Genomic DNA, 23,562 nt, shown 5'->3' with positions numbered 1-23,562 from the left:
CATGTCCCACCGTCCGTTCCCCGGCCGCCGCAGCGTGCTGCGCGGCTCCCTCGCCGCGTCGGCGGCCCTGACCCTGCCCGCCGGCCTCGGCGCGGCACCGGCGTTCGCCCTCTCCGGGCGCCCCCAGGCGGGCTGGGGCGTGCAGACGGGCGACGTGACCGCCGACTCGGGCCTGGTGTGGGTGCGTTCGGACCGGCCGGCCCGGATGGTCGTGGAGACCTCGGCCACCGAGTCGTTCCGCAACCCGCGCAGATGGTACGGCCCGGTGCTGGACGCCGAGACGGACTTCACCGGCACCACCCGGCTGCACGGCCTGCCCTCCGGCGAGCAGATCCACTACCGCGTGCTGCTCGCGGACCCGGACGACCCGCGCCGCACCGGTGAGCCCGTGACCGGTACCTTCCGCACCGTCTCCCGGCACCGCCGCGACGGTGTGCGGTTCCTGTGGTCGGGCGACCTGGCCGGCCAGGGCTGGGGCATCAACCCCGACCTCGGCGGCTACCGGATCTACGACGCGATGGCGAAGCTGGACCCGGACTTCTTCCTGTGCAGCGGCGACAACATCTACGCCGACGGCCCGATTTCCGCCACCCAGGCCCTGCCGGACGGCAGCACCTGGCGGAACATCACCACCGAGGAGAAGGCGAAGGTCGCCGAGACCCTCGCCGAGTACCGGGGCAACTTCCGCTACAACCTGCTCGACGAGAACCTCAGGCGGTTCAACGCCCAGGTGCCGTTCGTCATCCAGTGGGACGACCACGAGGTGCGCAACAACTGGTACCCGGGCGAGGTGATCGCCTCCACCGACACCCGGTACACCGAGAAGAGCATCGACGTGCTGGCGGCGCGCGCCCGACGGGCGTTCAGCGAGTACTTCCCGATCTCCACGCTGCGCCCGGGCGCGGAGGAGGGCCGCGTCTACCGCGTGCTGCACCAGGGCCCGCTGCTGGACGTGTTCGTGCTGGACATGCGCACCTACCGCAACGCCAACTCGCCCGACAACCAGACCGTGGACCCGCAGGGCATCCTCGGCCGTGAGCAGCTGGAGTGGCTCAAGCGGGAGCTGTGCCGGTCGCGTGCGGTGTGGAAGGTGATTGCCGCCGACATGCCGCTCGGGCTCGTGGTGCCCGACCCGATGGAGAGCAAGCCGAACTTCGAGGCGGTCGCGCAGGGCGACCCGGGCGCCCCGCTGGGCCGTGAGCTGCAGATCGCCGAGCTGCTGCGCTTCATCAAGCACCAGCGGATCACCGGCACGCTGTGGCTGACGGCGGACGTGCACCACACCTCGGCCCAGCACTACCAGCCGGCGCGGGCCGCTTTCACCGATTTCGAGCCGTTCTGGGAGTTCGTCTCCGGTCCGCTGAACGCCGGCGCGTTCCCGGCCAACGCGCTGGACAACACGTTCGGTCCGGAGCGGGTGTTCGTGAAGGCGCCGACCGCGTCGAACGTCTCGCCCGCCGGGGGCTACCAGTTCTTCGGCGAGGTCGACATCGACGGCGACAGCGCCGAGCTGACGGTACGGCTGCGCGAGCAGGACGGCACCGTGCTGTTCACCCAGACGCTGCAGCCGGGCCGCGTCGGCCAGTAGGCGGCACCGCGGGGCCACGGGGTCCCGTACGCTCGAAAGCCGTGCCGCGCACCGGCGTCATCCCCCGGAGCGCGGCACGGTTCCGCGCCCGCCAACTCTCCCGTCCGACGGGCGTTTTCGCAGGTCAGGCCGATTGTCAGTGGTCGCCTCTACGGTTTTCCCATGACGCGATCACTGCAGGCCGTAGCCTATCGGCGACCCTCCGTACTCGAGTCCGCGGCGGACAGACGCCGGCTCGGACTGGAAACGTCCCGGGGTGCGACACCCACGGGTGTCGAGGATCATCCGCGGTTCTTCGCGGGCTTTCTGACCTCGCCCCAGGTGGCTGCGGCGGCGCTGCTGGCGGTGGCCGACGTGGCGGCCGCGCGCTACTACCAGCCGCAGCTGCGCGCCTCGCTGGACCCGGTGGTGACGGGCAACGGCGACCGGCTGCGCTTCGAGTCCTTCTCCGGCTGCGGCGGGGTGTACGCACGGCTGGACGTGCTCACCCCGGGCCTGGACGGCGGCGAGGTGGGGCACGGGACGACGAACGTCGACGTCAACAACCCGCTGCGCGAGGCCCTGTCCCGGCTCGGCACGGACGATCCGCTCCATCTGCGGGTCGGCCCGGACGAGTTGGCTGTCACGACGCTGGACGGCCCGGTGGTGGAGAAGAAGGTTCCGCTGCCCGACCGGTGGCTGCGCGGCTTCGCCGAGGCCCAGGTGATCGCGGCCGGCTTCGACCTGCGGGCGGAGCTGCCGGCGGGCGAGGCGGTGCGGTTCCTGCGGAGCCTGCCGAGGGCGAGCGGGGCACGGCGGGTCGCAGGCGGACCAGGCTGGGTGGTGCCCGTGGGGCGCGGGCTGCGGCCCACGACGCGCGCGGTGCCGGGCGCTGTCTGCCTGCCGGGTCCGGAGCGACTGGCCGCACTGCAGCGCGTACTGCGCCATGCGACGGCCCTGCGCGTGTACGGCCCCACGGTCGGCGGTGCGGCGAGTACGGCCGCCGCCTGGGAGGTCGTCCTGCCCGGCATGCGGCTCACGCTCACGTTGTCGCCGGACGCCTCGCGTGGCTTCTCGGGCGAGGGCGGGGTCCTGGACGCGCTCGCCACCGAGGAGGCAGCCGGGGACGCCGAGTTGATCGCCGTGCTGCTGGCGTGGGAACCCCGCATCGACGTGGCCGACCTCGCGGACGCCTCGGGCCTCACGCCCGAGCGGGTGCGGGCCGCCCTGGTCCGCCTCGGCACCTCGGGCCGCGTCGGGTACGACACGGCGGAGGCGGCCTACTTCCACCGGGAGCTGCCCTACGACGCCGAGCGCGTCGAGAGGCACAATCCGCGGCTGCGCTCGGCCCGGGCGCTGGTGGCGGCGGGCGCGGTGACCCTGGACGGCACGCTGGCGACGGTGACCGCCGAGGACGGACATGTGCACCGGGTGCGGGACGAGGCGGGGGTGCTCACCTGCAGCTGCCTGTGGTGGGCGAAGTACCGGGGCGGGCGCGGTCCGTGCAAGCACGCGCTGGCGGTGCGGATGGCGCGGCGGGGTGCCGCGGTGGAACGGGACATGGCGATCGACGGGGGTATGCGATGACTGCGCTGATGGAGGCGGTACAGGCTGGGCGTACGGCGGAGACGCTGCGGCTGGTGAAGGGCATGACACCGGCCGAACGGCGCGCTTGCCTGCCGGAGTTGAAGGAGCTGCGCAAGGAGTTGCGGGCCGTCCCACCGTGGGAGGACCGGTCGGAGAAGATCCGCCCGGCGCTGCACCTGGCCGGCGCCGCCTGCCACACAGGAGCTGCGGCTGCCGCCGCCTGGCTCGCGGCGAGCGACCTACGGTGGCGACAGGCGCCCACGAAGTCACTCCTGCGGGCACTGGAGGACCGGGACACGGGCTGGCTGGCCGATGTGGCGCTCCGGCTGGCCCAGCGACCGGTGTCCGCGCAGGTGCCGTACGACCTGATGGCGGGTCTGGTGAGCCGGTCGGGGTGCGAGGTGCCGGTGACGGACGCGTATGTGATCGGCTGGGTCCGGCACATCGGCAACCGAAGCTGTCGCCGTGAGGACGCCGCCGATCTGCTGCGCCGCGAGCCGCACCTCGCCCCGCTGGTCGGCGGGCTGTTCACCCTCACGGATGTCAGCGAGGTCCGCTGGCTGCTGGGCGAAGGACCGGGCTCGTGGCAGAGCGCCCTGGCGGAACTGGCCCGGGAAGGCTTCCTGGACCGCACCTTCCTGGTCGACGCCTGCATCGCCCGGCTGCTGCGCGGCGGTGGCCCCACCGACCACCGGATCTTCCTGCCCATGCTCACGGAACTCACACTCACCCGAGAGGAGGGGCAGGCGCGGATCCCTGACTGGACGGCGCTGGCCCGTGACGCGGCCTCCCCCGTCGCCTCCCACGCACAGGCGGTGCTGACCGCCCTGGCGCTGGACGGTGACCTGACCACGCGGCAGCTGGCCGAGGCCTCCGAAGGGCTGCTGTTCCGCAGGGAGAAGAAACTCGTACGGGCCCAGCTGGTCCTGCTCGGCAAGGTGCTCTCCCGTGCCCCCGCCACGGCGGCGGAGCTGCTGCCGGTCGTGGCCCAGGCGTTCGGACACGAGGACACCCAGGTGCAGGAGCGGGCGCTCAAGCTCGTCGAACGGCATGTGAAGAGGCTCGACTCCACCGAGGTGCGTGACGAACTCGTCGGCACCGCCGATCAGTTGGTCCCGGCGCTGCGCGCGCGGGCGGCCGCCGCGCTGGGTGTCGCCGCTGTCGGGTCCGAGGAGATGTTCGAGGAGGTGCTGCCGCCCGCCCCGGAGCCGGTGCGAGTGGAGTCGGCGCCGTCGACGGCGGAGGAACTGGCAGAGGAACTGGGCGCGTTGCTGGTCGCCGGCGGTGACGTGGCTGCGTTCGAGCGGGCGCTGGACGGCCTGGTGCGCCATGCGTACCAGGATCCGGACGGGCTGCGCGAGGCGCTGGCACCAGTGATAGCGAACCGCTGGTGGGTCGAGGACGAACCCCGCCAGTGGCCGCGCACGGACGACCTGTTCAGCAACACCCGCTACGGTCTCCTCGACGCCCAGGACGGCCTCGACCTCCTCTTCGTTACCCTGCACGGCAAGGTGACCACGGCCACGCTCCACGCGGCGATGCGGCAGGGACCGCAGGAACACGAGTGCGCACACAGCGGGCTCGCCCGGGTCTTCGACGCCCGGCTCCGCGAAGTGGCCTACCGCCTGCGCACGGATCCGATGCCGCTGCTCCTCGCCACGCCCACCTGGAGCACGGGCCTGCTGGAGCCGGAGGAGCTGGTGGACCGCCTGGCCGAGTACCGGCGCCTGGACGCCCGGGTCTGCGCGACCGACTTCGCCCAGGCGCTGCTGCGGGTACGCAGGGACGACCGTGCGGCGGCCGAGGAGGCGGCACGACGGGCCAGGGCGCTCGGCACTCCGGAGGGGGTACGGCTGGCCCACTGGCTGAGCGCCGGAAACACCCTGCCCGAGGCCCGGCGGCGCACCAAGGGCGTGCGGATCCTCCTGGAGCTGGCCGAACTCATCGAGCTGCAGCACGGATTCCCGCAGGAGTTCCACCGGCTCGGCCGCCCGACGTCCGTCTTCACCGACCGCTGGCGCTGCAACCACTGGAACCACGCGATACGCCCGCACTGGCTCGCCGTGCTCCCGGAGCGACGGGAGCTGGTCGCGGCGCGGCTGCTGCCCGACCTGGCCGACACGGCCGTGGAGGACGACCGCGGCGCCGCCGTCCTTCCGCTGCTCGCCGAGGCGGGCGGCGAGGCGGGGGAGGCCGTCCACCTGTGCGTGGCGTACGGGCTCGGTGCGCGGCACCAGGAGGACCGGCTCGCCGCCGTGGACGCCCTGCTGGTGCTCGCCGCGCGGGGACAGCTCGACGCGGCGCGGCTGGGCACGGATCTGGGCGAGCTGGTGGGGCGTGGTGCGGTGAAGCCGCAGCGGCTGGCCGAGTCGGCGCGGACAGCGGCGGCCACGGGGGCCAACGCGACGATGTGGGAGATGCTCCGGCACGCCCTGCCCGTTCCGCTGGCCGGTCTTGCGACCGCCCGCCCGGAGGCGGCGGCCGTGGCGGCCCGGGGCCTCGGGGATCTGCTGGCTGTGGCGGCGGAGTGCGCCGAGCGGTCCGGGGCCCGCGGAGATGTGCCGCATCTGGCGGAGACCGCCGCACGCGCAGGCTCCTCCCGTCTGGTCACCCAGGCGCGGCGGCTGCGGGACGCCCTGGGAGTGGAGGTGGCCGCCTGAGCCGGACCTGGCGGGCCGCACCCATCAACGGCCGGGATATCCGTACCTGCCAACGGTAGAAAACGCAACGAAGAGGGCGGAAGCATGCTTTACTCGTCGGACACAAGTCGTTCGTGATCACGCAACACCGCTCCTCCACAGTGGTTGCATGACTCCAGACATGTCTCAGGTGACGCGGACGAAGCACGGACGGCCCGTGCACCACTGGCGGCGCGACCTCGTCGAACTCGCCGCCCTGTTCACCGCCGTCACGGTCGCGGACGGGGTGGCGAACCTGATCGGGCACGGGCCCGGCGGTCCGGCACTGCTGGTGATCTCGGCGATCGTGCTGGCCGCGACGGCAGGTTTCCACACCTGGTGGGCACGGCGCCACGGCCACGCACCGCCGACCGAGGATACCGGTGCCCGGCCTGCCGCGGTGCCGCGGCAGGCCGGGCTCTCGCCGGAACCGGACGCGTCGGCGCAGGACGTGACCGGGGCGAGCGCGCTGTGGCGGATGCGGACGACGGTGCGGGACGAGCCCGGTTCGCTGGCCGCGCTGTGCACGGCGCTGGCCGGGCGGCGGGTCGACATCCTGAGCCTGCAGGCGCACCCGCTGGCCGACGGCACGGTCGACGAGTTCCTGCTGCGGGCGCCCGAGGCGCTGACGGCGACCGAGATCACCCGGGCGGTCTCGCTCGCCGGTGGCGTGTCCACCTGGATCGAGCGGGCCGACGCCCACGACCTGGTGGACGCCCCCACCCGGGTTCTCGGCCTCGCGGCGCGCACCGCGCTGGACGCGGCGGAACTGCCGCTGGCCCTACGGCAGTTGCTGGGAAGGTGCACGATCCGCTCGCTGCCCGCCACGCCGGTCGGCGGAGGCCGCGGACCGGAGCCCGTGCCGGTCGAGGGGGTCCTCGAGGACACCGTCATGCGGCTGCGGGCGCCGGAAGGCGGTGTGCTCCTGGTGGAGCGGCCGTATCTGCCGTTCACGCCGACCGAGTTCGCGCGGGCCAGGGCCCTGGTGGAGCTGGACACCCGGCTCGGTCCGCGGATTCCGCGCGGCCAGGACGTGCTGACGCTGCCCGAGGGCAGCGACATCACCGTGCGCCGGGTGGACACCGGTGACCTGGCGGCGGCCCGGGCGATGCACGAGCGGTGCTCGAAGCGCACGCTAGGCATGCGGTACCACGGTCCCGTCGGCGACGCCGAGCGCTATCTGAACCACCTGCTCAGCCCGCGCTTCGGGCGGACGCTGGCCGCGCAGACCAGCTCCGGCCGCATCGTCGGCCTCGGGCACCTGCTGTGGGACGGCGACGAGACCGAGGTGGCGCTGCTGATCGAGGACGACTGGCAGCGGCGCGGCATCGGCGCCGAGCTGCTGGTCCGGCTGGTGGCGATGGCGGTGGAGGCGGGCTGCGCGAGCGTGTACGCCGTGACGCAGGCCTCCAACACCGGGATGGTCGCCGCGATGCGCGGTCTCGGGTTGCCGCTGGACTACCAGATCGAGGAGGGCACGCTCGTCATCACGGCCCGTCTGGAGGCCGCCCCGGTCGCGGTGCTGCCGCCGTCCGACGGCGGCGCGGAGCGGCTGGGCGGGGCGGCCCGCCGCGACTGAGGTCGCCGTAGGGCGGCGGCCCGGTCCCCGGTGCCGGGCCGCCGCCGTACGGGCGGCCGTCAGCCTGCGGTTTCCTGCAGGGCCATGGCCTCCTGGAGCCGTACCGGCGTCCGGGTCCGCTCGCCCAGGGCGTGGTCCAGGTCCATCCACAGGTCGTCGACGTCTTCCAGGCCGACCGACATCCGCAGCAGCCGGTCGCTGACTCCGGCGCCGCGCCGGTCGTCGGCGTCCACGATGCGGTGGCTGATGGACGCGGGGTGCTGGATGAGGGTGTCCACGCTGCCCAGGCTGACCGCCGGGGTGATCAGCCGGACCCGGGAGATCACCTCGTGCGGGTCGCCGTGCACCTCGAAGGCGAGCATCGCGCCGCCCAGGCGCGGATAGCTGACGCGGGCGACGCGCGGGTCGGCGGCGAGCCGGCGGGCCAGTACGGCGGCACTGGCGGAGGCGGCCCGGACCCGCACCGGCAGCGTGGACAGTCCCCTGAGCAGCAGATAGCCGGCCAGCGGATGCAGGACACCACCCGTGGCGAAACGTATCTTCCGAAGCTGCCCGGCGAACTCCTCGTCGCAGGCCACCACGCCGGCCAGCACGTCACCGTGGCCGCCGAGGTACTTGGTGGCGCTGTGCAGCACCAGCCGGGCGCCCTGCTCGGCGGGGCGTTGCAGGACGGGCGTGGCGAAGGTGTTGTCGGCGAGCAGCGGGACCGAGCCGCAGGCGTGGGCGACGGCTCGCAGGTCGACCTCGGCGAGGGTCGGGTTGGCCGGGGTCTCGACCATCACCAGACCGGTGTCGGGGCGCAGCGCGTCGGCGATGCCCGCCGGGTCGGTCCAGGTCACCTCCGTGCCGAGGAGCCCGGCGGTCAGCAGGTGGTCGCTGCAGCCGTACAGGGGCCGTACCGCGACGACATGCCGCAGACCCTCGGCCGAGCGGGCGAGGAGGACGGCGCTCAGCGCGGCCATGCCGCTGGCGAAGGCGACGGCGGACTCGGTGCCCTCCAGCCGGGCCAGGGCGGTCTCGAAGCGGGCGACGGTCGGATTGCCGAGGCGGCCGTAGATCGGCGGCCCGGCCGGGTCGGCTCCGTCGGTCGCGAAGGCGTCGATGCGGGCGGCCTCGGCGCGGCTGTCGTAGGAGGGATAGGTGGTGGACAGGTCGATGGGCGGGGCGTGCAGGCCCTGACGGGCGAGGTCGTCGCGGCCGGCGTGGACGGCCTCGGTGGCCAGTGCTCTCGGGGCGGTGCGTACGTCGTCGTAGGCACCTGTGCTCGCTGTGTCCATGGCGGAAGGTTGAACACCGGACGGGTCATAAGAATCGAACACCGTGCTACGTTCGGCCAATGGCTGAATCTGTCGTACTGGATCCGGTCGATCTTCATCTGCTGCGGCTGCTGCAGAACGACGCCCGGACCACCTATCGCGATCTCGCCACGCAGGTCGGCGTGGCGCCGTCGACCTGTCTGGACCGGGTGACCCGGCTGCGCCGCGCGGGAGTGATCCTCGGCCATCAGCTGCGGCTGGACCCGGCGAAGCTCGGGCGCGGACTGGAAGCCCTGCTGTCGGTGCAGGTCAGGCCGCATCGGCGGGAGCTGGTGGGGCCGTTCGTGGAGCGGATCCGGGCGCTGCCGGAGTCACGGACCGTGTTCCATCTGACCGGTCCCGACGACTATCTGGTGCATGTGGCCGTCGCGGACATGGCCGATCTGCAGCGGCTGGTTCTGGACGAGTTCACGGCGCACCGGGAAGTGGCCCGGGTGGAGACCCGGTTGATCTTCCAGCAGTGGGACTGCGGGCCGCTGCTGCCACCGGCCACGCCCAGAGCTGAATCCGGGATACCTGGGTGACGCAGGGATAGTCCGCGTATGAGGATGGGCGGCATGTCTGAGATCCAGAGCCTGCTGCCCCGCCAGGTCGCCGACGCATACGTGGACGACCTCATCGCCCTCGACCCGGTCACCGGCACCTACCTCGGTGTGAAGGAGAGTTCGAGCAGGCTGCCCGACTATTCGCCGCAGGGCCAGGAGGCCCTCGCGGAGCTGGCGCGCACCACCCTCGCCAGGCTCGACGAGGCGGAGCGGCAGCCCGGCGCGGACAGTGACGTCGAGCGGCGCTGCGGGCGGCTGCTGCGCGAGCGGCTGACCGCCGAGCTGGCCGTGCACGAGGCCGACGAGCATCTGCGCGCGGTCGGCAACATGAGCACCCCGGGCCACTCGGTGCGGGACGTCTTCACGGTCATGCCGGCGCAGACGGACGAGGACTGGGCGGCGATCGCGGAGCGGCTGCGCGCGGTGCCGGCCGCGCTCGCGGGCTACCGGGAGTCCCTGGCGCTCGGTCTGGAGCGCAAGCTGTACGCGTCGCCGCGGCCGACCGCGACCTTCGTCGATCAGCTCACCGAGTGGTCGGACACCGACGGCAAGGGCCGCGGCTGGTACGAGGACTTCGCGGCCGCCGGTCCGGACGCGCTGCGCACCCAGCTGGACGAGGCGGCCCGGGCGGCGACCGCCGCCGTGGTGGAGCTGCGGGACTGGATGCGGGACGTGTACGCGCCGGCCATCGAGGGCGCCCCGAACACGGTGGGCCGCGAGCGGTACGCGCGCTGGGCCCGCTACTTCAACGGCACCGACCTGGACCTGGACGAGGCGTACGCGTACGGCTGGTCGGAGTTCCACCGCATCCTCGGCGAGATGAAGCAGGAGGCGGAGAAGATCCTGCCCGGCGCCGAGACGCCGTGGGTGGCGCTGGCGCACCTGGACGAGCACGGCCGGCACATCGAGGGCGTCGACGAGGTCCGCGAGTGGCTGCAGGGCCTGATGGACCGGGCCATCGAGGATCTGGACGGCACGCACTTCGAACTCGCCGAGCGGGTACGGAAGGTGGAGTCGCGCATCGCCCCGCCCGGCGGTGCGGCGGCCCCGTACTACACGGCCCCGTCGGAGGACTTCTCGCGCCCCGGCCGCACCTGGCTCCCCACCATGGGGCAGACCCGCTTCCCGGTCTACGATCTCGTCTCGACCTGGTACCACGAGGGCGTGCCCGGGCATCACCTCCAGCTCGCGCAGTGGGCGCACGTGGCCAAGGACCTCTCCCGCTACCAGGCCACGGTCGGCGGGGTCAGCGCCAACGCGGAGGGCTGGGCGCTGTACGCGGAACGGCTGATGGACGAGCTGGGCTACCTCACCGAGCCGGAGGAGCGGCTCGGCTACCTGGACGCGCAGATGATGCGCGCGGCCCGGGTGATCGTCGACATCGGCATGCACCTGGAGCTGGAGATCCCGGCGGACTCGCCCTTCCACCCGGGTGAGCGCTGGACGCCCGAGCTGGCCGAGGAGTTCTTCGGGGCGCACAGCAGCCGCCCGGCGGACTTCGTGGAGAGCGAGCTGACCCGGTACCTGACGATTCCGGGCCAGGCGATCGGCTACAAGCTCGGCGAGCGGGCCTGGCTGCTCGGCCGCGACAACGCCCGCAAGCGGCACGGCGACGCCTTCGACCTGAAGGCCTGGCACATGGCGGCCCTGTCCCAGGGTTCCCTGGGCCTGGACGACCTCGTCGACGAGCTGTCCCGGCTCTGACCTCCACCGGGTCTCAACACCGGAAGCCACCCCCTCGGAGTTGACGACCTCACCGGTGACCCGGCCCGCCTCGTCCGTGGCCAGCCACGCGATGAGCCGGGCCGGGTCGTCGGCCAGGCCCAGCCCCCAACACTCCCCTCGACCGTACGGACTCCCCCGGTGGCGGAGCCAGCGGGGAGGCGGCTTGCTGGTGCCGGAGGCTGAATGGGAGAGGCGGGCCGGACATGCAGGCAAAGGGCCCGGGGCCGGGGCAGGAATCGATGGAGACGCCGCGGGCCGCCGGGCTGGCCGGAGTCGTGTTCGCGCTGTTGCTGGCCGCGGCGATCGTGCTGATCCGGCTGGGGATTCCCGAAGGGGCCGACGCGGCCACCGCGCAGGGGTTCACGGACGCCGGGCGGCGCAGCGCGGTGCAGACGGCCCTCGCGCTCGTACCGTTCGCCGGCATCTTCTTCCTGTGGTTCGTCGGCGCCGTCCGGGCCCACGTCGGGGCCGTCGAGGACAAGTTCCTCGCCACCGTCTTCCTCGGCAGCGGACTGGTCTTCACGGCCACCATGTTCGGCGCCGCCGCGGCGGCCGGTGCCGTGCTCGCCGTCGGGCATCCCTCCGGTGCCAGTCCCGGGCTGTCCGCCTGGGACTTCGGCCGCCATTTCGCGTACACGCTGATGACGGGGTACGCGATGCGGATGGCGGCCGTCTTCGTGTGCTCCATGTCGGTGATCGGGCACCGCCTCGGCGTGCTGCCGCGCTGGCTCAGCATGCTGGGCTTTCTCACCGCCCTGACGCTGCTGTTCGTCTCGTCGAACGTCCCCTGGGCGGAGCTGGTCTTCCCCGCCTGGTCGATGGTGCTCAGCGTCCACATCCTGGTGGCGGCCGGCCGCGCCAGGTCGAGCGCCGAGGCCTCGCCATGACTCCGCGGGGCCGGTCACCCGAACGGCGTGGCCCCGCGCGCGAGGCCCCCGTCGCCGCGTCCATGCTGGCGAGCGGGACTTGACCGCCGTCCGGAGATGTCCGCGCGGAACGCCGTGGTGTGCACCGGACCTGGCCCCGGAAGGGCGGGGTGTCGATGAGGCTCGTCGTCGATCTCAACAAGTGTCAGGGGTACGCGCAGTGCGCGTTCCTCGCGCCCGACGTCTTCGCCATGCACGGCGAGGAGTCGCTGGTGTACAACCCGCGGCCGGACGAGGAGCAGCGGGAGCGGCTGGCCCGCGCCGTCGCGGCCTGTCCGGTGCAGGCGATCACGGCCGACGGTCTGGACGGCACGGCGGAGCCTGCCGCGTCCGGCCGGGAGGCCTCCGATGGCCGCTGACTACGTGGACTGGCTCAGACGCGAGGGCCGGATCGTGATCGTGGGCGCCTCGCTGGCCGGTCTGCGGGCCGCCGAGACCCTGCGCGCCGAGGGCTTCGCCGGTGAACTCACCCTGATCGGTGACGAGCCGTACGAGCCGTACGACCGGCCACCGCTGTCCAAGGGCGTCCTGCTGGGCAAGGCGTCCGCGCATCACACCGAGCTGCCCCACCGTCGGGAGATCGACGCGAAGTGGCGGCTCGGCGTCGCGGCGGCGGGTCTCGACCTGGCGGCCAAGCGGGTCCGGCTGGCCGACGGGGACGAGGTGGAGTACGACCGGCTGCTCATCGCGACGGGTGTGCGCGCCCGGCCCTGGCCGAAGGAGTCGGAGGCGCGGCTGGACGGCGTCTTCGTGCTGCGCACCCGTGACGACGCGGCCGAGCTGTACCGGCGGCTGAAGGCCGGGCCGCGCCGGGTGTTCATCATCGGCGCCGGGTTCGCCGGTTCGGAGGTCGCCTCGGCCTGCCGGGAGATGGGCCTCCAGGTCACCGTGGCGGAGCGCGCCGGTGCCCCGCTGGTGGGCGCCCTCGGCGGGATCGTCGGCGCGGTCGCCGCCGACCTGCAGACCGAGAACGGCGTGGATCTGCGCACCCGGGTCACGGTGACCGCGCTGGAGGGTGACTCGGTCGGCAGGGTGCGGGCCGTGCACCTGTCCGACGAGAGCGTCGTGGAGGCGGACGTGGTGGTCGTCTCGCTGGGTTCGCAGCGCAACACCGAGTGGCTGACCGGGTCGGGGCTCGGCGCGGGCCCCCGGGGCATCGCCTGCGACGCGGGCTGCCGGGCCTTCGACTTCCGGGGCATCGTGACGGACGACGTCTTCGTCGCGGGCGACGTGGCGCGGTCGCCGCACGCGCTGTTCGGCTACCAGTTCCTCTCGCTGGAGCACTGGGGCAACGCCGTCGCCCAGGCCGAGGTCGCCGCGCACAACATGATCAGCCCCGGCAGCGAGCGCCGTCCGCACCTGTGGGTGCCCGCCTTCTGGTCGTCGATGTTCGGTGTGAACATCAAGTCGGTCGGCGTCCCGCCCATGGGCGACGAGATCATGATCACGCAGGGCTCGCTCGCCGAACGCCGTTTCGTCGGCGTGTACGGCTACCAGGGCCGCGCCATCGCCGCCGTGAGCTTCGACAACACCCGGTGGCTGGAGTTCTACCAGCGGGAGATCGAGCGGGGTGCGCCGTTCCCGGTGGAGTACCCGACGGTGGACCGCCGTCCGGAGGGCCGCAAGCCGGTCCCGGCCGACTTCCCCGACCCGTCCCTGCCGACCCACGGCCCGACCGTGACCCTCACCGGATACTCACCGACCGACCGGCAGCTGGTCTTCACCCCGGCCCACTGACCGGCACCGGCCACCACCCTCATGCCACGGACCTCCACGCCCCAAGGACCCTCATGACGCACGCCTCGCTCCTGAGTCAGATCACCGACTACGCGAACCGCGCCGACCCGTATCCGTTGTACGAGGAGCTCCGCAAGACGCCGGTGCTGCGCGAGGAGGAGGGCGGTCCGTACGTCATCAGCTCGTACTGGGACATCGAGAGCCTGCTCCACGACCCGCGGATCAGCTCCGACGCCGCCAACCTCGCCGCCGCGGGCGACGACGAGCTGTCCGATGCCGAGCAGACCGGACTGCCGCCGAGCTTCATCCGGCTCGACCCGCCGGAGCACGACCGGCTGCGGCGGATCGCCAACAGCTCCTTCGGCCCGCCGCACCGGCCCACCCGGATCGATTCCATGCGCGGCGAACTCGAGCAGATCGTCACCGCTCTGATCGACGGCTTCGGGGACGCGCGGGAGATCGACGTGGTCGACCAGTTCGCCTACCCCTTCCCGGTCACGGTCATCTGCCGGCTGCTCGGGGTGCCGCGCGAGGACGAGCCGCGCTTCCGTGCCTGGGTCGACCCGATCGTCGCCGGCCTGGACCCGGACGCGCGCACCGGCGCCGACAGCGTGTCCAAGAAAGAGGCGCAGGAGGCGCGGATGCAGCTCGGCATGTACCTGGCCGGGCTGGTCGAAGCACGCACCAAGGAACCCCGCGACGACATGCTGTCCGACCTGGTCTCCAGCCACGGTCCGGACGGCGCCATGACGACGATGGAAGTGCTCGCCACCTCGGTGCTGCTGCTGATCGCGGGCCACGAGACGACGGTCAACCTGATCACCAACGGCATGCTCACGCTGCTGCGCCACCCGGAGTACCTGCACCGGCTGCGCGAGGACCCGGGCCTGTCCGTCAAGATCGTCGAGGAACTGCTGCGCTACGAACCTCCGGTGCAGCTCGTGCCGCAGCGCACCTGCATCGCGGACATCACCGTACGCGGTGTCACCATCCCCAAGGGGTCGCGGATCTGGCTCGTGCTGGCCGCGGGCAACCGGGACCCGGAGCGGTTCAAGGACCCCGACCGCTTCGACCCGGATCGCGGTGACATCCAGCACCTCGGCTTCGGCAGCGGTATCCACAGCTGCTTCGGCGCTCCGCTGGCCCGGCTGGAGGCCCAGATCGCGCTGGCCGAGTTGGTCCGGCGGCTGGAGAATCCCCGTCTGGTCGAGGACCCGCCGCCCTACCGGCAGAACGCGGTGCTGCGCGGCCCGCGCCATCTGAAGATCACCTTCGACGCCGTGCACTGACCGTCGGCGGCAGCTTGGTCAGGGCCTGTCCGGCGGATCCTGCCGGAGTCGCGGGGCCTGCACTCGGCGGCCGGCCACCCGTCACCCGCGTGCACAACGCCGCGGGTCAATACACCCGGTCCGCGAGCCGGCTGAGCCGGACCAGGCCGACCCAGGTCTCCGGCCCGGGCTGGGCGTAGGCGGCGCGCACCACGTAGGGGCCGGGTTCCAGCGGGACGCGCAGGTGCTCCGCGCCCTCCGCCGCGCCGCCCGGCCAGGCCGAGTCGAAGAGCACCACCGGTCCCGGCACGTTCCAGCGGACCTCGGGGTGCCAGACGGCCGCGTCGAGCGCGGCGGGGATCTGGGCCAGCAGCTCGCTCTCGGAGTTCGCGGCGGACCAGCGCACGAAGGTGCCGTGCTCGGGCAGGTAGGAGGTGGAGGCGGGTTCGTCTCCGAAGACGAGGGCCGCGCTGTCACCGACCGGGAGCAGGCCGATGTACCCGTCGACCTCGCAGGCGCGGTCGTAGTCCGTGGCCAGCTCCTCGCTGTCGGCCCCCGCCCAGAAGGGCAGCACCGTCTCCGGTACGGCTATCAGCGGGCCGCCGCCCGACTCCACCCACTCCAGCGCGCCTGGATCCGCGTATCGAGCCATGGGCAGAACCTACACGGCGGGCGTCAGCAGCCGCACTCGCCTGCCACGGGTGCGGTCAGCGGATCGGTGTCGCGGCGCGCCGCCCCCTCCAAGGTCTCGTACGCGAAGCCCTCCCGTGCCCAGTACTCGAAGCCGCCGAGCATCTCCTTGACCTGGTAGCCGAGTTCGGCCAGGGCGAGGGCGGCGCGGGTGGCGCCGTTGCAGCCGGGGCCCCAGCAGTAGGTCACCACCGGCACGGACTTGTCGAGGAGCTGCTCGGCCTGCTCGGGGATGAGCGCGGTGGGCAGGTGCACGGCGCCGGGGATGTGCCCCTGGTCCCAGGCCTCGGTGGAGCGGGAGTCGACGACGACGAAGCCGGGGTCGCCGTCGGCGGCGAGCGCGGCGGCCACGTCGGAGACGTCGGCGTGGAAGGCGAGGCTGGCCCGGAAATAGGCGGCGGCCTCGGCGGGGGCGGCGGGGGCGTTCCGCAGAACGGGGTTCACGGTGTTGGTGATCATGGTCAGAAATCTATGGCCACCGGCCCGGACCCTGAAGGGGCGATCCCCGGGGTTCCCCTTGATCGGCCGGGGATTTCCCTGCTATCCATCCGGGATGACCGTGTATTCCCCGGACGCCACCGACTGGCGCATCCTCGAGGTCCTCCAGCGCGAGGGCCGGGCCAGCTACGCCGAACTGGCACGCGCCGTCTCCATGTCACCGAGCGCCGTCACCGAACGGGTGCGCCGGCTGGAGGAGGCCGGTGTCATCCAGGGGTACGCGGCGGTCGTGGACCCCGAGCGCCTCGGCCTGCCGATCCTCGCGTTCGTCCGCCTCCGCTACCCGAACGGCCACTACAAGCCCTTCCACGATCTGGTCGCGGCGACCCCGGAGATTCTGGAGGCCCACCACGTGACCGGTGACGACTGCTTCGTCATCAAGGTCGCCGCGCGGTCGATGGCACATCTGGAGGAGATCTCCGGGCGGATCGGCGCGCTGGGTTCGGTGACCACGAGCGTGGTGTACTCCTCGCCTCTGCCCCGGCGGCCCCTCGGACGCTGAAGCCGTCACACGTCCCGCTGCCGCAGCGCCGACCCCGACCGCCCCTTGACGACCTCCAGCTGGGCGTGGATCCGCCGCCGCAGGTCGGCGACATGGCTGACGATGCCGACGCTGCGGTCCCGCTCCCGGAGTGAGTCGAGGACGTCGAGGACCTCGTCCAGGGTCTGGTCGTCGAGGCTGCCGAAGCCCTCGTCGATGAAGAGGGTGCTGCAAGATCGAATACAGCCGCGCACATGCCGAAGCCCCTCCGTCCTACAAGTGCGACGGCTGCGGCAGGACTCGGATCAACTCCGAGAAGCTCGAAGACTTTCTTGCCGAGCACGTTCTGGCCGAGCTGCTCAAGCCGGAGGCACGGGAGCGGCTGCCAACGTTGGAGCGGGACATCGAGGCGGAGATCGCCCTCCTGAAGAAGCACATTGGGGGCGCCGACGAACGCTTCGCGAGCATCGGTGAACTGTACGGGCGGGGCCTGATGGTGAAGGCCGCGTTCATTGCTGCGCAGAAGGCCAGGAAGACCTGCGTGCCTCCAAGGCCCGGTTGAAGTACCTGGAGCAGATGACCGATCTGCCCATCGGTGACGTGCATGACCTCATCGCCTGGTGGCACACAGCGCCGCGCCTCGAAGCGTGGCTTGGTGCTGCTGGAGATCGAGCACGTGCGGGTGGGGCGTGCGGAGGGCAGCCAGGCCCCGGAGAAGCGGGGGCGGCTCGGCTGGCGGCAGCCTGCTGCCTGAACAATGGCCTCGTCGCCTCTCAGGGGGAGGCTCTCCAGGTGGACACCCAATTCACATGGGATGCCACACGGAAACTCCTGGCTGCCGTTGAAGAGGTCTGCCCCCTTCATGAGGTGGGCATCGTGGTGTCCACGCACCAGAACGGCGATCACACGTGGGGGCATCAGCTTCTGCCGCAGGCCGAGATCGTCACGTCCAAGACGAGCGCGGACAACAGGTGTCACGAGATCGGGCCCGAGGAGCTCGCCCTGCTTGCCTCTTCACAGTCACCCGCAGGGGCCACGGCGTATGTGGTCGAGCACTTCGGGCACTTCGACTTCTCCGGCATCTCGGTGAAGCCGCCCACGCGCACCTTCCGGGGGCAGGAGGAGATCAAAGTCGGCAGCACCGTAGTGGAGCTGATCGGCCTGGAGGCCGGTCACAGCGCAGGGGACGTTGCCGTGCATGTTCCGGATGAGCGCGTGGTGTTCGCCGGCGACGCACTGTTCTCCGATGCGCACATGGTGGTGTGGTCGGGATCGCTCAGCGGCTGCATCACGGCGTGCCAGGCTCTGTTGGCCACCGGCGCCGACGTGCTCGTGCCGGGCCATGGGCCACTACTGAGCCGCGCCGGCGTCACAGCGATCCGCGACCACCCGTGCAGCGTGCGTAACGCGGCGGCCGCATGCGTGCGAAGTGGGGTGCCGTTGGCCGACGCGGCCCGCCTGATCAAGGCGAGCCACGCCGGTACCTGGGCCCATCCGGAGCGGCTGTTCACCCAGATTGCGGCCGCCTATGCGGAGGCCGGGGTGCCGGGGGTGCCGGTGAGCACGCTGGCGATGGTGGAGGGCATGGCGTCGCTGGCCTGCTGAGCGATGTCGCCGGGCATGACGACCATGAGAGGGTTGCTGTTGCCCAGGTGGCATAAGGCGGCAAAGCCGACCTCATGGATGGGCATTCCCATTACCAGACATTACCTGAGCATGTGTTCAACATGACCTTTCCTTGACCTGCCGCTCCTAGGGTCAGAAGCCGCAGCTGCGAACGGGGGAGACGACAGCGATGGGCGACGGCAAGGTCCCCGGCAAGGTGCTGGACATCAAGACCGCGGACATCAAGGCGGCGGCACCGGCCTTCCACCAGGGGGCCATCGATCTGAGCAAGGCCCTGACCACTCTCATCCAGACCCTGGACGGCTTGGGTGAGCCCTGGGGCCATGACGAGCAGGGCGACAAGTTCGGCAGCGCCTACAAGCCGCAGCAGAAGAAGATCGAGAGCGCGGCGGGCATCCTGGTGCTCGGCCTGACGAGCATTCACGAGGCCATGGTCGACATGGCGGACGGAACCGTGGACAACGACCAGCTCATCGCCGGCATGTTCACCGAACTGAAGACCGACAAGCAGAGCGACGGTTCCGGTGAGCATTGAGGACAAAGCCCGGCACATCCTGCTCAAGCTGGGCATGTGGTGGCCCGAGGCCGACTCCGGCAAGCTGCGAGACGCGGCGAAGGCCTGGCGCACCTTCGCGGGGGCCGTGGACGACGTCCGCTCCCCCGTGCACCGCAGCGCGTCCTCGATCATCTACCACAACACCGGTGAGTCGATCGAGGCGTTCGACAAGTTCTGGGGCCGCTATGCCAAGGACCAGAACAGCGGCTGGCTGAGCGACCTCGCGGAGTCCTCGCGGGAGATGGCCAAGGCGCTCGACAAGTTCGCCGACGCCATCGACGACGCGATCAACAAGCTCTGGACGCAGATCGGCATCGACGCCGCCGTGATCGCGGGCGGCGTGACGCTCGCCTTCTTCACCGCGGGCCTCGCCTCCGGGGCCGCCGTCGCGGCGGCGGAAGCGGTCATCGAGTTCGGCGCCACGATGGGCGTCGCGGTCACCACGACGGTGGCCGAGATCGCCGCCGGCACCCTCGTCGCCGCCGCCTTCGGCGGCGTCGAGTCAGTCGCCGTCGACCTCGCCGTGGCCCAGCCGCTGAAGATGGCGACCGGTCTGCAGCACGGCTTCAGTCTCGACGAGGTCAACCAGGCCGCCAAGGACGGCATGATCTTCGGCGGCGCGCTGGGGGCAGGCGGCGGTCTGCTGAAGGCGAGCATGGAAGGCGGCCTCGCCGACACCACCCCGCTGCTGCTGCGCCCGCCGTCACTCCGCCCCGACCTGGTCGAGCTGGGCCCGGCGGCCCGCAACACCGAACGCACCCCCTGCGTGGGCGAGCCGATCGACGTGGCGACCGGCGCGATGCTGATGACGCAGACGGATCTGACGCTGCCGGGAAGTCTGCCGCTGGAATTCACGCGCACCCACCTCTCCTCGTACCGGGGTGGCGTCTGCTTCGGCCCAACCTGGATCTCCACCCTCGACGAATGCCTTCAGATCGACGGCGAGGGCGTCGTCTTCGCAGCGGCGGACGGCATGCGCCTGGTGTATCCGGTGCCGGAACCGGGCGTGCCCGCGATGCCAGTGAAGGGCGCTCGGTGGCCGCTGGAGTGGGACGGCAAGCCGGATGGCGCGATGACGGTCACGGACCCGGCCACGGGCGTCGTCCGCATGTTCGGCGCCCCCGTTCCCTCGCCCTCCTTCGGTGTATTCCACCTGGCCCTCGACTCCTGGAGCGACCGCAACGGCAACCGTATCGACGTCGAACGCGACGCCGAGGGCATCCCGTTCGGCATCCGCCACTCGGGCGGCTACTACGTCGCCGTCGACACCGAGGGCCCGCGCATCACGGCCCTGCGCCTGCTGGACGAGCCACCCTCCCGCTACCGTCCGGGCACCGCGCCCGACGAGGGCACGGTCGTCATGCGCTACAGCTACGACTCGTCTGGCAACCTGACAGGGGTCATCAACTCCAGCGGCGAGCCCCTGCGCTTCACGTACGACGCCGAGGGCCGCGTCACCCGCTGGACCGACCGTAACGGCACCTGGTTCGGTTACGTCTACGACGACCGCGGCCGGGTGGTCCGCACGGAGGGTGTTGACGGCATCCTCTCGGGCACGCTGACGTACGACGACACGGCCCGCACGACGACGTACACCGACTCGCGGGGCCATGTCTCGGCCCACCGGTACAACGCCGAGGGCTTGGTGGTGGAGGAGACGGATCCGCTGGGACATATCACCCGTACGGAGTGGGACGAGTACGGCGACAAGCCACTGACGGTCACCGACGCCCTGGGTCACACGACCCGGTACACCTATGACAACGCGGGCAACGTCACCGAGCTCACCCTGCCCGACGGCTCGATGGCCCGGGCCGCCTACAACGAGCACGGCCTGCCGACGGAAGTGGTCGAGCCGGGCGGCGCGGTCTGGCGGCACACGTACGACGAGCGGGGCAACCTGCTGACGACCGTCGACCCGATCGGCGCCGAGACACAGTACGCGTACGACGAGGCCGGCCGTCCGACAGCCATCACGAACGGGCTCGGCCACACCCGCGCGGTGGCGCACGACCCGGCGGGCCTGCCCACAGCCCTGACGGACGAACTCGGCCACACGACGACGGTCCGCCGCGACGCCTTCGGCCGGGTGGTCGAGGTGACCGATCCGCTGGGCCACACCACCCGCCTGGGCTGGACGACGGAGGGCAAGCCCTCCTGGCGCGAGCAGCCCGACGGCACGCGCGAGTCGTGGTCCTGGGACGCCCAGGGCAACCTGCTCACCCACACGGACCCCGCCGGGAACACCACCCACCACACGGTGGGCCAATTCGGTGTGCCGACGACCCGCACGGACCCGGACGGAGCGCGGTACGAGTTCGTCTACGACACCGAGCTGCGTCTGACGGCCGTCACCAACCCGCAGGGCCTGACCTGGTCGTATATCTACGACGAAGCGGGCCGGCTGACCGCGGAGACGGACTTCAACGGCCGTAACCTCACGTACAGGCACCGCGCCGATGGGCGGCTGTCTGCCCGTACCAACGGCGCCGGGGAGACTCTGCGCTTCGCGAGGGACCCGCTCGGACGGGTCGTGGAGCAGCACTCGGACGCCGGTGATGTCACGACATTCGCCTACGGCCCCGACGGCGGGCTGTGCCGTGCGGCCAACGCGGACGCCGAGGTCGTGCTGGAGCGTGACCTGCTCGGCCGGGTGCTTTCGGAGACCGTGAACGGCCGGACGACCACCCATGTCCACGACGCCGTCGGGCACCGTGTCCGAAGGACGACACCTTCCGGTCTGGTCTCGGAGTGGACGTACGACCCTGCGGGACAGCCACTTACCCTGCGGTCGTCCGTGGGCTCGCTGGACTTCGCCCATGACGCCGCGGGCCGTGAGACACAGCGCACCGTCGGTACCGTGACCACCCTGACCCAGACGTGGAACGCGACGGGGCTGCTGACCGCGCAAACCCTGTCCGCCGCCGCCCCGGATCGCCTCCTCCAGCACCGGGCGTACGCCCACCGGGCGGACGGCTACCTCACCGAGATCCGGGAGCTGACTTCAGGCACCCGTCGCTTCGACCTGGACGGCATGGGACGCGTCACCCGGATGCGTGCCCACGGCTGGAGCGAGACCTATGCGTACGACCCGGCGGGCAACCTGGTACACGCCACGACACCCGCCCAAGAGGCAACCGGTGAGCGCCGGTTCGACGGCACGCTCGTGCGCTCGGCCGGGCGCACCTCCTTTGAGTACGACGCCGAAGGCCGCCTCGTCCGCAGGACCCGCAAGCTGCTGAACGGCCAGACCCATACCTGGACCTACACATGGAACGCCGAGGACCGTCTCACGGAGGTGACCGTCCCGGACAGCAGCCGATGGCGGTACGCGTACGACCCGCTCGGCCGACGCGTCTCCAAGCACCGCGTGGCCGAGGACGGCTCCATGGCCGACCGTACGGACTTCGTCTGGGACGACCTCTGTCTGGCCGAGCAAACCGCGCCGGACGGCTGGGCCACCACCTGGGACCACGCGCCGAACAGCCCCCGCCCGGTCGCCCAGACGAGCCACAAGCCGACCGCGACAGCCGCCAACGCGTCGTCCCTGGCGCAGCTGGTTGAGGAATCGGATCCCGAGCACGGCGCTCGGTTCCACGCCGTCGTCACCGACTCCGTCGGCACCCCCATGGAACTGGTCTCCGCAACCGGAGACCTGGTCTGGCAGCGCCGTACCAGCCTGTGGGGCACCCGTTTCCCAGACCCGGAGGAGGACACACCGCCGATCGACTGCCCGCTGCGTTTCCCGGGCCAGTACGCCGATCCCGAGACGGGCCTGCACTACAACCTCCACCGGTACTACGACCCGGAGACGGCGCGGTACATCAGCGCAGACCCGCTGGGGCTGCTCCCAGCACCCGATCACCACGCCTATGTGCCAAACCCGCTGAGCTGGAGCGACCACCTCGGCCTCGCCGGGAAGGGCCCGAAGGGGCCGAGGGGGAACCCCCTCGAGTTCGGTCAGGGGTACACCGGGCGGGTGGACATCTGGGGAGAGGGCTCGAAGGGCTCAGACTTCGAGATCCACGTCTACGACAAAGCCAACCGTGAGGTCGGGACGTTCCGCAGCGACGGCTGGTTCAACAAACACAGCCTCAAGGCCGAGGAGGTCGACGTTCCGCCGGCCGTGGAGAATGCCATCAAGGGCCGGGCCATCGACACGATGCGCAGGCTCGGGCGTATCGGCCCCAAGGGAACCGAAGACATCTCCGGCGACAAATGGCGTCGCCCTCCCCTGTCACAGGAAGGTTGTCCATGAAATTCATCAAGGCGGACTGGGATTCCGAGCTGCACGGGTTCCGTCTGGATGCGGGCGCCTACCTGGCCGAGCTGCCGCGCCTGCGCGCCGGCCTGCCCCCGGGTGCCTGGTCCTTCGCCTCCGACCCCGGGCACTACGACATCGGGGGCGCCACCCGCTGTGTGAAGGACCTGGAGCTGGCCGGGGTCCGCCTCGCCACCGACAAGAGCGGAGGACTGGTCCTGGAGTTCGCGCCCAACAAGTGGAAACACGACTCCGGCCTGCGCATCAGCTATTCAGGCGTGACGCACTTCTCGATCGACTATGAACATTCCATCGACTGGATGCTGGTCGACACCGTGCTCCTCGACGAGATCCTCCCGGACGAGAACGGCGGTTGCGTCCACGAGATCGCGCTCACCGACGCGTCGATCACCGTCCGCTGTGAGGACCTGCAAGCCGTCTGGGAGACGCGAGCTGAGGAGTGACCGTCCCTTGAGCGGATTTCCGACCCCGTCGTGTTGGCACCGCCAGGGGGCGGGTCAA

At 71.5% G+C, this 23,562-nt stretch carries 20 protein-coding genes and 2 pseudogenes; 17 read left to right on the top strand and 5 right to left on the bottom strand.

Annotated elements, in window-relative coordinates; all coding sequences use genetic code 11:
* Nucleotide 1: 1 nt before the first annotated feature.
* The 4 genes from ACZ5DS_RS32360 to ACZ5DS_RS32345 all read left to right on the top strand — a co-directional run bounded on the left by ACZ5DS_RS32360 (nt 2) and on the right by ACZ5DS_RS32345 (nt 7,411).
* Nucleotides 2–1,588 carry an alkaline phosphatase D family protein gene (locus ACZ5DS_RS32360; protein WP_468245601.1) on the top strand — a complete coding sequence of 529 codons (1,587 nt, stop codon included), beginning with the start codon at nt 2–4 and terminating at the stop codon, nt 1,586–1,588.
* A 162-nt stretch (nt 1,589–1,750) separates the two neighbouring features.
* Complete coding sequence (locus tag ACZ5DS_RS32355) at nt 1,751–3,154, top strand: SWIM zinc finger family protein (protein ID WP_468245598.1); 1,404 nt, start codon at nt 1,751–1,753, stop codon at nt 3,152–3,154.
* Nucleotides 3,151–5,814, top strand: coding sequence for a DUF7824 domain-containing protein (locus ACZ5DS_RS32350; protein WP_468245596.1), 2,664 nt, complete (start codon nt 3,151–3,153; stop codon nt 5,812–5,814). Before ACZ5DS_RS32355 ends, ACZ5DS_RS32350 begins: the two co-directional genes overlap by 4 nt.
* A 148-nt stretch (nt 5,815–5,962) precedes the next feature.
* Entirely contained in the window at nt 5,963–7,411 is a 1,449-nt protein-coding gene (locus ACZ5DS_RS32345) for a GNAT family N-acetyltransferase (RefSeq protein WP_468245593.1), read from the top strand.
* A 59-nt stretch (nt 7,412–7,470) separates the two neighbouring features.
* Here ACZ5DS_RS32345 and ACZ5DS_RS32340 read toward each other — a convergent pair whose 3' ends face one another.
* Complete coding sequence (locus ACZ5DS_RS32340) at nt 7,471–8,688, bottom strand: trans-sulfuration enzyme family protein (RefSeq protein WP_468245591.1); 1,218 nt, start codon at nt 8,686–8,688, stop codon at nt 7,471–7,473.
* A 59-nt stretch (nt 8,689–8,747) separates the two neighbouring features.
* Here ACZ5DS_RS32340 and ACZ5DS_RS32335 point away from each other — a divergent pair, with 59 nt between their 5' ends.
* Nucleotides 8,748–9,251 (top strand): Lrp/AsnC family transcriptional regulator, encoded by a 504-nt coding sequence (locus ACZ5DS_RS32335; protein WP_468245588.1) that lies wholly within the window; start codon nt 8,748–8,750, stop codon nt 9,249–9,251.
* Between the two features lie 33 nt (nt 9,252–9,284).
* On the top strand, nt 9,285–10,976 hold the full coding sequence (locus tag ACZ5DS_RS32330) for a DUF885 domain-containing protein (protein WP_468245585.1): 1,692 nt from the start codon (nt 9,285–9,287) through the stop codon (nt 10,974–10,976).
* 30 nt (nt 10,977–11,006) lie between these two features.
* Here ACZ5DS_RS32330 and ACZ5DS_RS32325 read toward each other — a convergent pair.
* Nucleotides 11,007–11,096: pseudogene (locus ACZ5DS_RS32325) on the bottom strand (SDR family oxidoreductase); the annotation flags it as partial.
* Between the two features lie 140 nt (nt 11,097–11,236).
* On the opposite strand from ACZ5DS_RS32325, the gene ACZ5DS_RS32320 reads away from it, so the two are divergent.
* The 4 genes from ACZ5DS_RS32320 to ACZ5DS_RS32305 all read left to right on the top strand — a co-directional run bounded on the left by ACZ5DS_RS32320 (nt 11,237) and on the right by ACZ5DS_RS32305 (nt 14,949).
* Nucleotides 11,237–11,884 (top strand): hypothetical protein, encoded by a 648-nt coding sequence (locus tag ACZ5DS_RS32320; RefSeq protein WP_468245583.1) that lies wholly within the window; start codon nt 11,237–11,239, stop codon nt 11,882–11,884.
* Between the two features lie 155 nt (nt 11,885–12,039).
* On the top strand, nt 12,040–12,282 hold the full coding sequence (locus ACZ5DS_RS32315; protein ID WP_468245581.1) for a ferredoxin: 243 nt from the start codon (nt 12,040–12,042) through the stop codon (nt 12,280–12,282).
* Nucleotides 12,272–13,660: an NAD(P)/FAD-dependent oxidoreductase gene (locus tag ACZ5DS_RS32310; RefSeq protein ID WP_468245578.1), complete on the top strand. Its 1,389-nt coding sequence runs from the start codon at nt 12,272–12,274 to the stop codon at nt 13,658–13,660. The genes ACZ5DS_RS32315 and ACZ5DS_RS32310 overlap by 11 nt, the downstream gene beginning before the upstream one ends.
* A gap of 53 nt (nt 13,661–13,713) precedes the next feature.
* Nucleotides 13,714–14,949 (top strand): cytochrome P450, encoded by a 1,236-nt coding sequence (locus tag ACZ5DS_RS32305; RefSeq protein ID WP_468245576.1) that lies wholly within the window; start codon nt 13,714–13,716, stop codon nt 14,947–14,949.
* Between the two features lie 106 nt (nt 14,950–15,055).
* On the opposite strand, the gene ACZ5DS_RS32300 is transcribed toward ACZ5DS_RS32305, so the two are convergent.
* Nucleotides 15,056–15,580: an immunity 21 family protein gene (locus ACZ5DS_RS32300; protein WP_468245573.1), complete on the bottom strand. Its 525-nt coding sequence runs from the start codon at nt 15,578–15,580 to the stop codon at nt 15,056–15,058.
* A 23-nt stretch (nt 15,581–15,603) separates the two neighbouring features.
* The gene (locus ACZ5DS_RS32295; protein WP_468245570.1) at nt 15,604–16,077 is read right to left on the bottom strand and encodes a rhodanese-like domain-containing protein; all 474 of its coding nucleotides are present in this window, start codon (nt 16,075–16,077) and stop codon (nt 15,604–15,606) included.
* 94 nt (nt 16,078–16,171) lie between these two features.
* On the opposite strand from ACZ5DS_RS32295, the gene ACZ5DS_RS32290 reads away from it, so the two are divergent.
* Nucleotides 16,172–16,618: an Lrp/AsnC family transcriptional regulator gene (locus tag ACZ5DS_RS32290; RefSeq protein WP_468245568.1), complete on the top strand. Its 447-nt coding sequence runs from the start codon at nt 16,172–16,174 to the stop codon at nt 16,616–16,618.
* A gap of 5 nt (nt 16,619–16,623) precedes the next feature.
* Here the strand turns inward: ACZ5DS_RS32290 and ACZ5DS_RS32285 are convergent.
* A pseudogene (locus tag ACZ5DS_RS32285) lies at nt 16,624–16,824 on the bottom strand (SbcC/MukB-like Walker B domain-containing protein); the annotation flags it as partial.
* 164 nt (nt 16,825–16,988) lie between these two features.
* Between ACZ5DS_RS32285 and ACZ5DS_RS32280 the strand changes: the two are divergent.
* The 6 genes from ACZ5DS_RS32280 (at nt 16,989) to ACZ5DS_RS32255 (ending at nt 23,504) form a co-directional block, all read left to right on the top strand.
* Nucleotides 16,989–17,159, top strand: coding sequence for a hypothetical protein (locus ACZ5DS_RS32280; RefSeq protein ID WP_468245565.1), 171 nt, complete (start codon nt 16,989–16,991; stop codon nt 17,157–17,159).
* 42 nt (nt 17,160–17,201) lie between these two features.
* Nucleotides 17,202–17,351 (top strand): hypothetical protein, encoded by a 150-nt coding sequence (locus ACZ5DS_RS32275; protein WP_468245856.1) that lies wholly within the window; start codon nt 17,202–17,204, stop codon nt 17,349–17,351.
* Complete coding sequence (locus tag ACZ5DS_RS32270) at nt 17,330–18,202, top strand: MBL fold metallo-hydrolase (RefSeq protein ID WP_468245848.1); 873 nt, start codon at nt 17,330–17,332, stop codon at nt 18,200–18,202. Before ACZ5DS_RS32275 ends, ACZ5DS_RS32270 begins: the two co-directional genes overlap by 22 nt.
* A gap of 190 nt (nt 18,203–18,392) precedes the next feature.
* Entirely contained in the window at nt 18,393–18,758 is a 366-nt protein-coding gene (locus tag ACZ5DS_RS32265; protein WP_468245563.1) for a hypothetical protein, read from the top strand.
* Entirely contained in the window at nt 18,748–23,037 is a 4,290-nt protein-coding gene (locus ACZ5DS_RS32260) for a DUF6531 domain-containing protein (RefSeq protein ID WP_468245561.1), read from the top strand. The genes ACZ5DS_RS32265 and ACZ5DS_RS32260 overlap by 11 nt, the downstream gene beginning before the upstream one ends.
* Nucleotides 23,034–23,504, top strand: a complete 471-nt coding sequence (locus tag ACZ5DS_RS32255) for a hypothetical protein (RefSeq protein WP_468245558.1) — start codon at nt 23,034–23,036, stop codon at nt 23,502–23,504. Before ACZ5DS_RS32260 ends, ACZ5DS_RS32255 begins: the two co-directional genes overlap by 4 nt.
* Nucleotides 23,505–23,562 lie beyond the last annotated feature (58 nt).

The sequence above is a fragment of the Streptomyces sp. NPDC031100 genome (genome assembly GCF_055570785.1).
The sequence above is the reverse complement of the archived record's forward strand: the minus strand, read 5'-3'. Positions and strand labels throughout refer to the sequence as shown.

Bases quoted from the DNA above. Each gene is read 5' to 3' on its own strand.
- ACZ5DS_RS32360 (WP_468245601.1), top strand. From the start codon at position 2: ATGTCCCACCGTCCGTTCCCCGGCCGCCGCAGCGTGCTGCGCGGCTCC.
- ACZ5DS_RS32355 (WP_468245598.1), top strand. From the start codon at position 1,751: ATGACGCGATCACTGCAGGCCGTAGCCTATCGGCGACCCTCCGTACTC.
- ACZ5DS_RS32350 (WP_468245596.1), top strand. From the start codon at position 3,151: ATGACTGCGCTGATGGAGGCGGTACAGGCTGGGCGTACGGCGGAGACG.
- ACZ5DS_RS32345 (WP_468245593.1), top strand. From the start codon at position 5,963: ATGACTCCAGACATGTCTCAGGTGACGCGGACGAAGCACGGACGGCCC.
- ACZ5DS_RS32340 (WP_468245591.1), bottom strand. From the start codon at position 8,688: ATGGACACAGCGAGCACAGGTGCCTACGACGACGTACGCACCGCCCCG.
- ACZ5DS_RS32335 (WP_468245588.1), top strand. From the start codon at position 8,748: ATGGCTGAATCTGTCGTACTGGATCCGGTCGATCTTCATCTGCTGCGG.
- ACZ5DS_RS32330 (WP_468245585.1), top strand. From the start codon at position 9,285: ATGTCTGAGATCCAGAGCCTGCTGCCCCGCCAGGTCGCCGACGCATAC.
- ACZ5DS_RS32320 (WP_468245583.1), top strand. From the start codon at position 11,237: ATGGAGACGCCGCGGGCCGCCGGGCTGGCCGGAGTCGTGTTCGCGCTG.
- ACZ5DS_RS32315 (WP_468245581.1), top strand. From the start codon at position 12,040: ATGAGGCTCGTCGTCGATCTCAACAAGTGTCAGGGGTACGCGCAGTGC.
- ACZ5DS_RS32310 (WP_468245578.1), top strand. From the start codon at position 12,272: ATGGCCGCTGACTACGTGGACTGGCTCAGACGCGAGGGCCGGATCGTG.
- ACZ5DS_RS32305 (WP_468245576.1), top strand. From the start codon at position 13,714: ATGACGCACGCCTCGCTCCTGAGTCAGATCACCGACTACGCGAACCGC.
- ACZ5DS_RS32300 (WP_468245573.1), bottom strand. From the start codon at position 15,580: ATGGCTCGATACGCGGATCCAGGCGCGCTGGAGTGGGTGGAGTCGGGC.
- ACZ5DS_RS32295 (WP_468245570.1), bottom strand. From the start codon at position 16,077: ATGATCACCAACACCGTGAACCCCGTTCTGCGGAACGCCCCCGCCGCC.
- ACZ5DS_RS32290 (WP_468245568.1), top strand. From the start codon at position 16,172: ATGACCGTGTATTCCCCGGACGCCACCGACTGGCGCATCCTCGAGGTC.
- ACZ5DS_RS32275 (WP_468245856.1), top strand. From the start codon at position 17,202: ATGACCTCATCGCCTGGTGGCACACAGCGCCGCGCCTCGAAGCGTGGC.
- ACZ5DS_RS32265 (WP_468245563.1), top strand. From the start codon at position 18,393: ATGGGCGACGGCAAGGTCCCCGGCAAGGTGCTGGACATCAAGACCGCG.
- ACZ5DS_RS32255 (WP_468245558.1), top strand. From the start codon at position 23,034: ATGAAATTCATCAAGGCGGACTGGGATTCCGAGCTGCACGGGTTCCGT.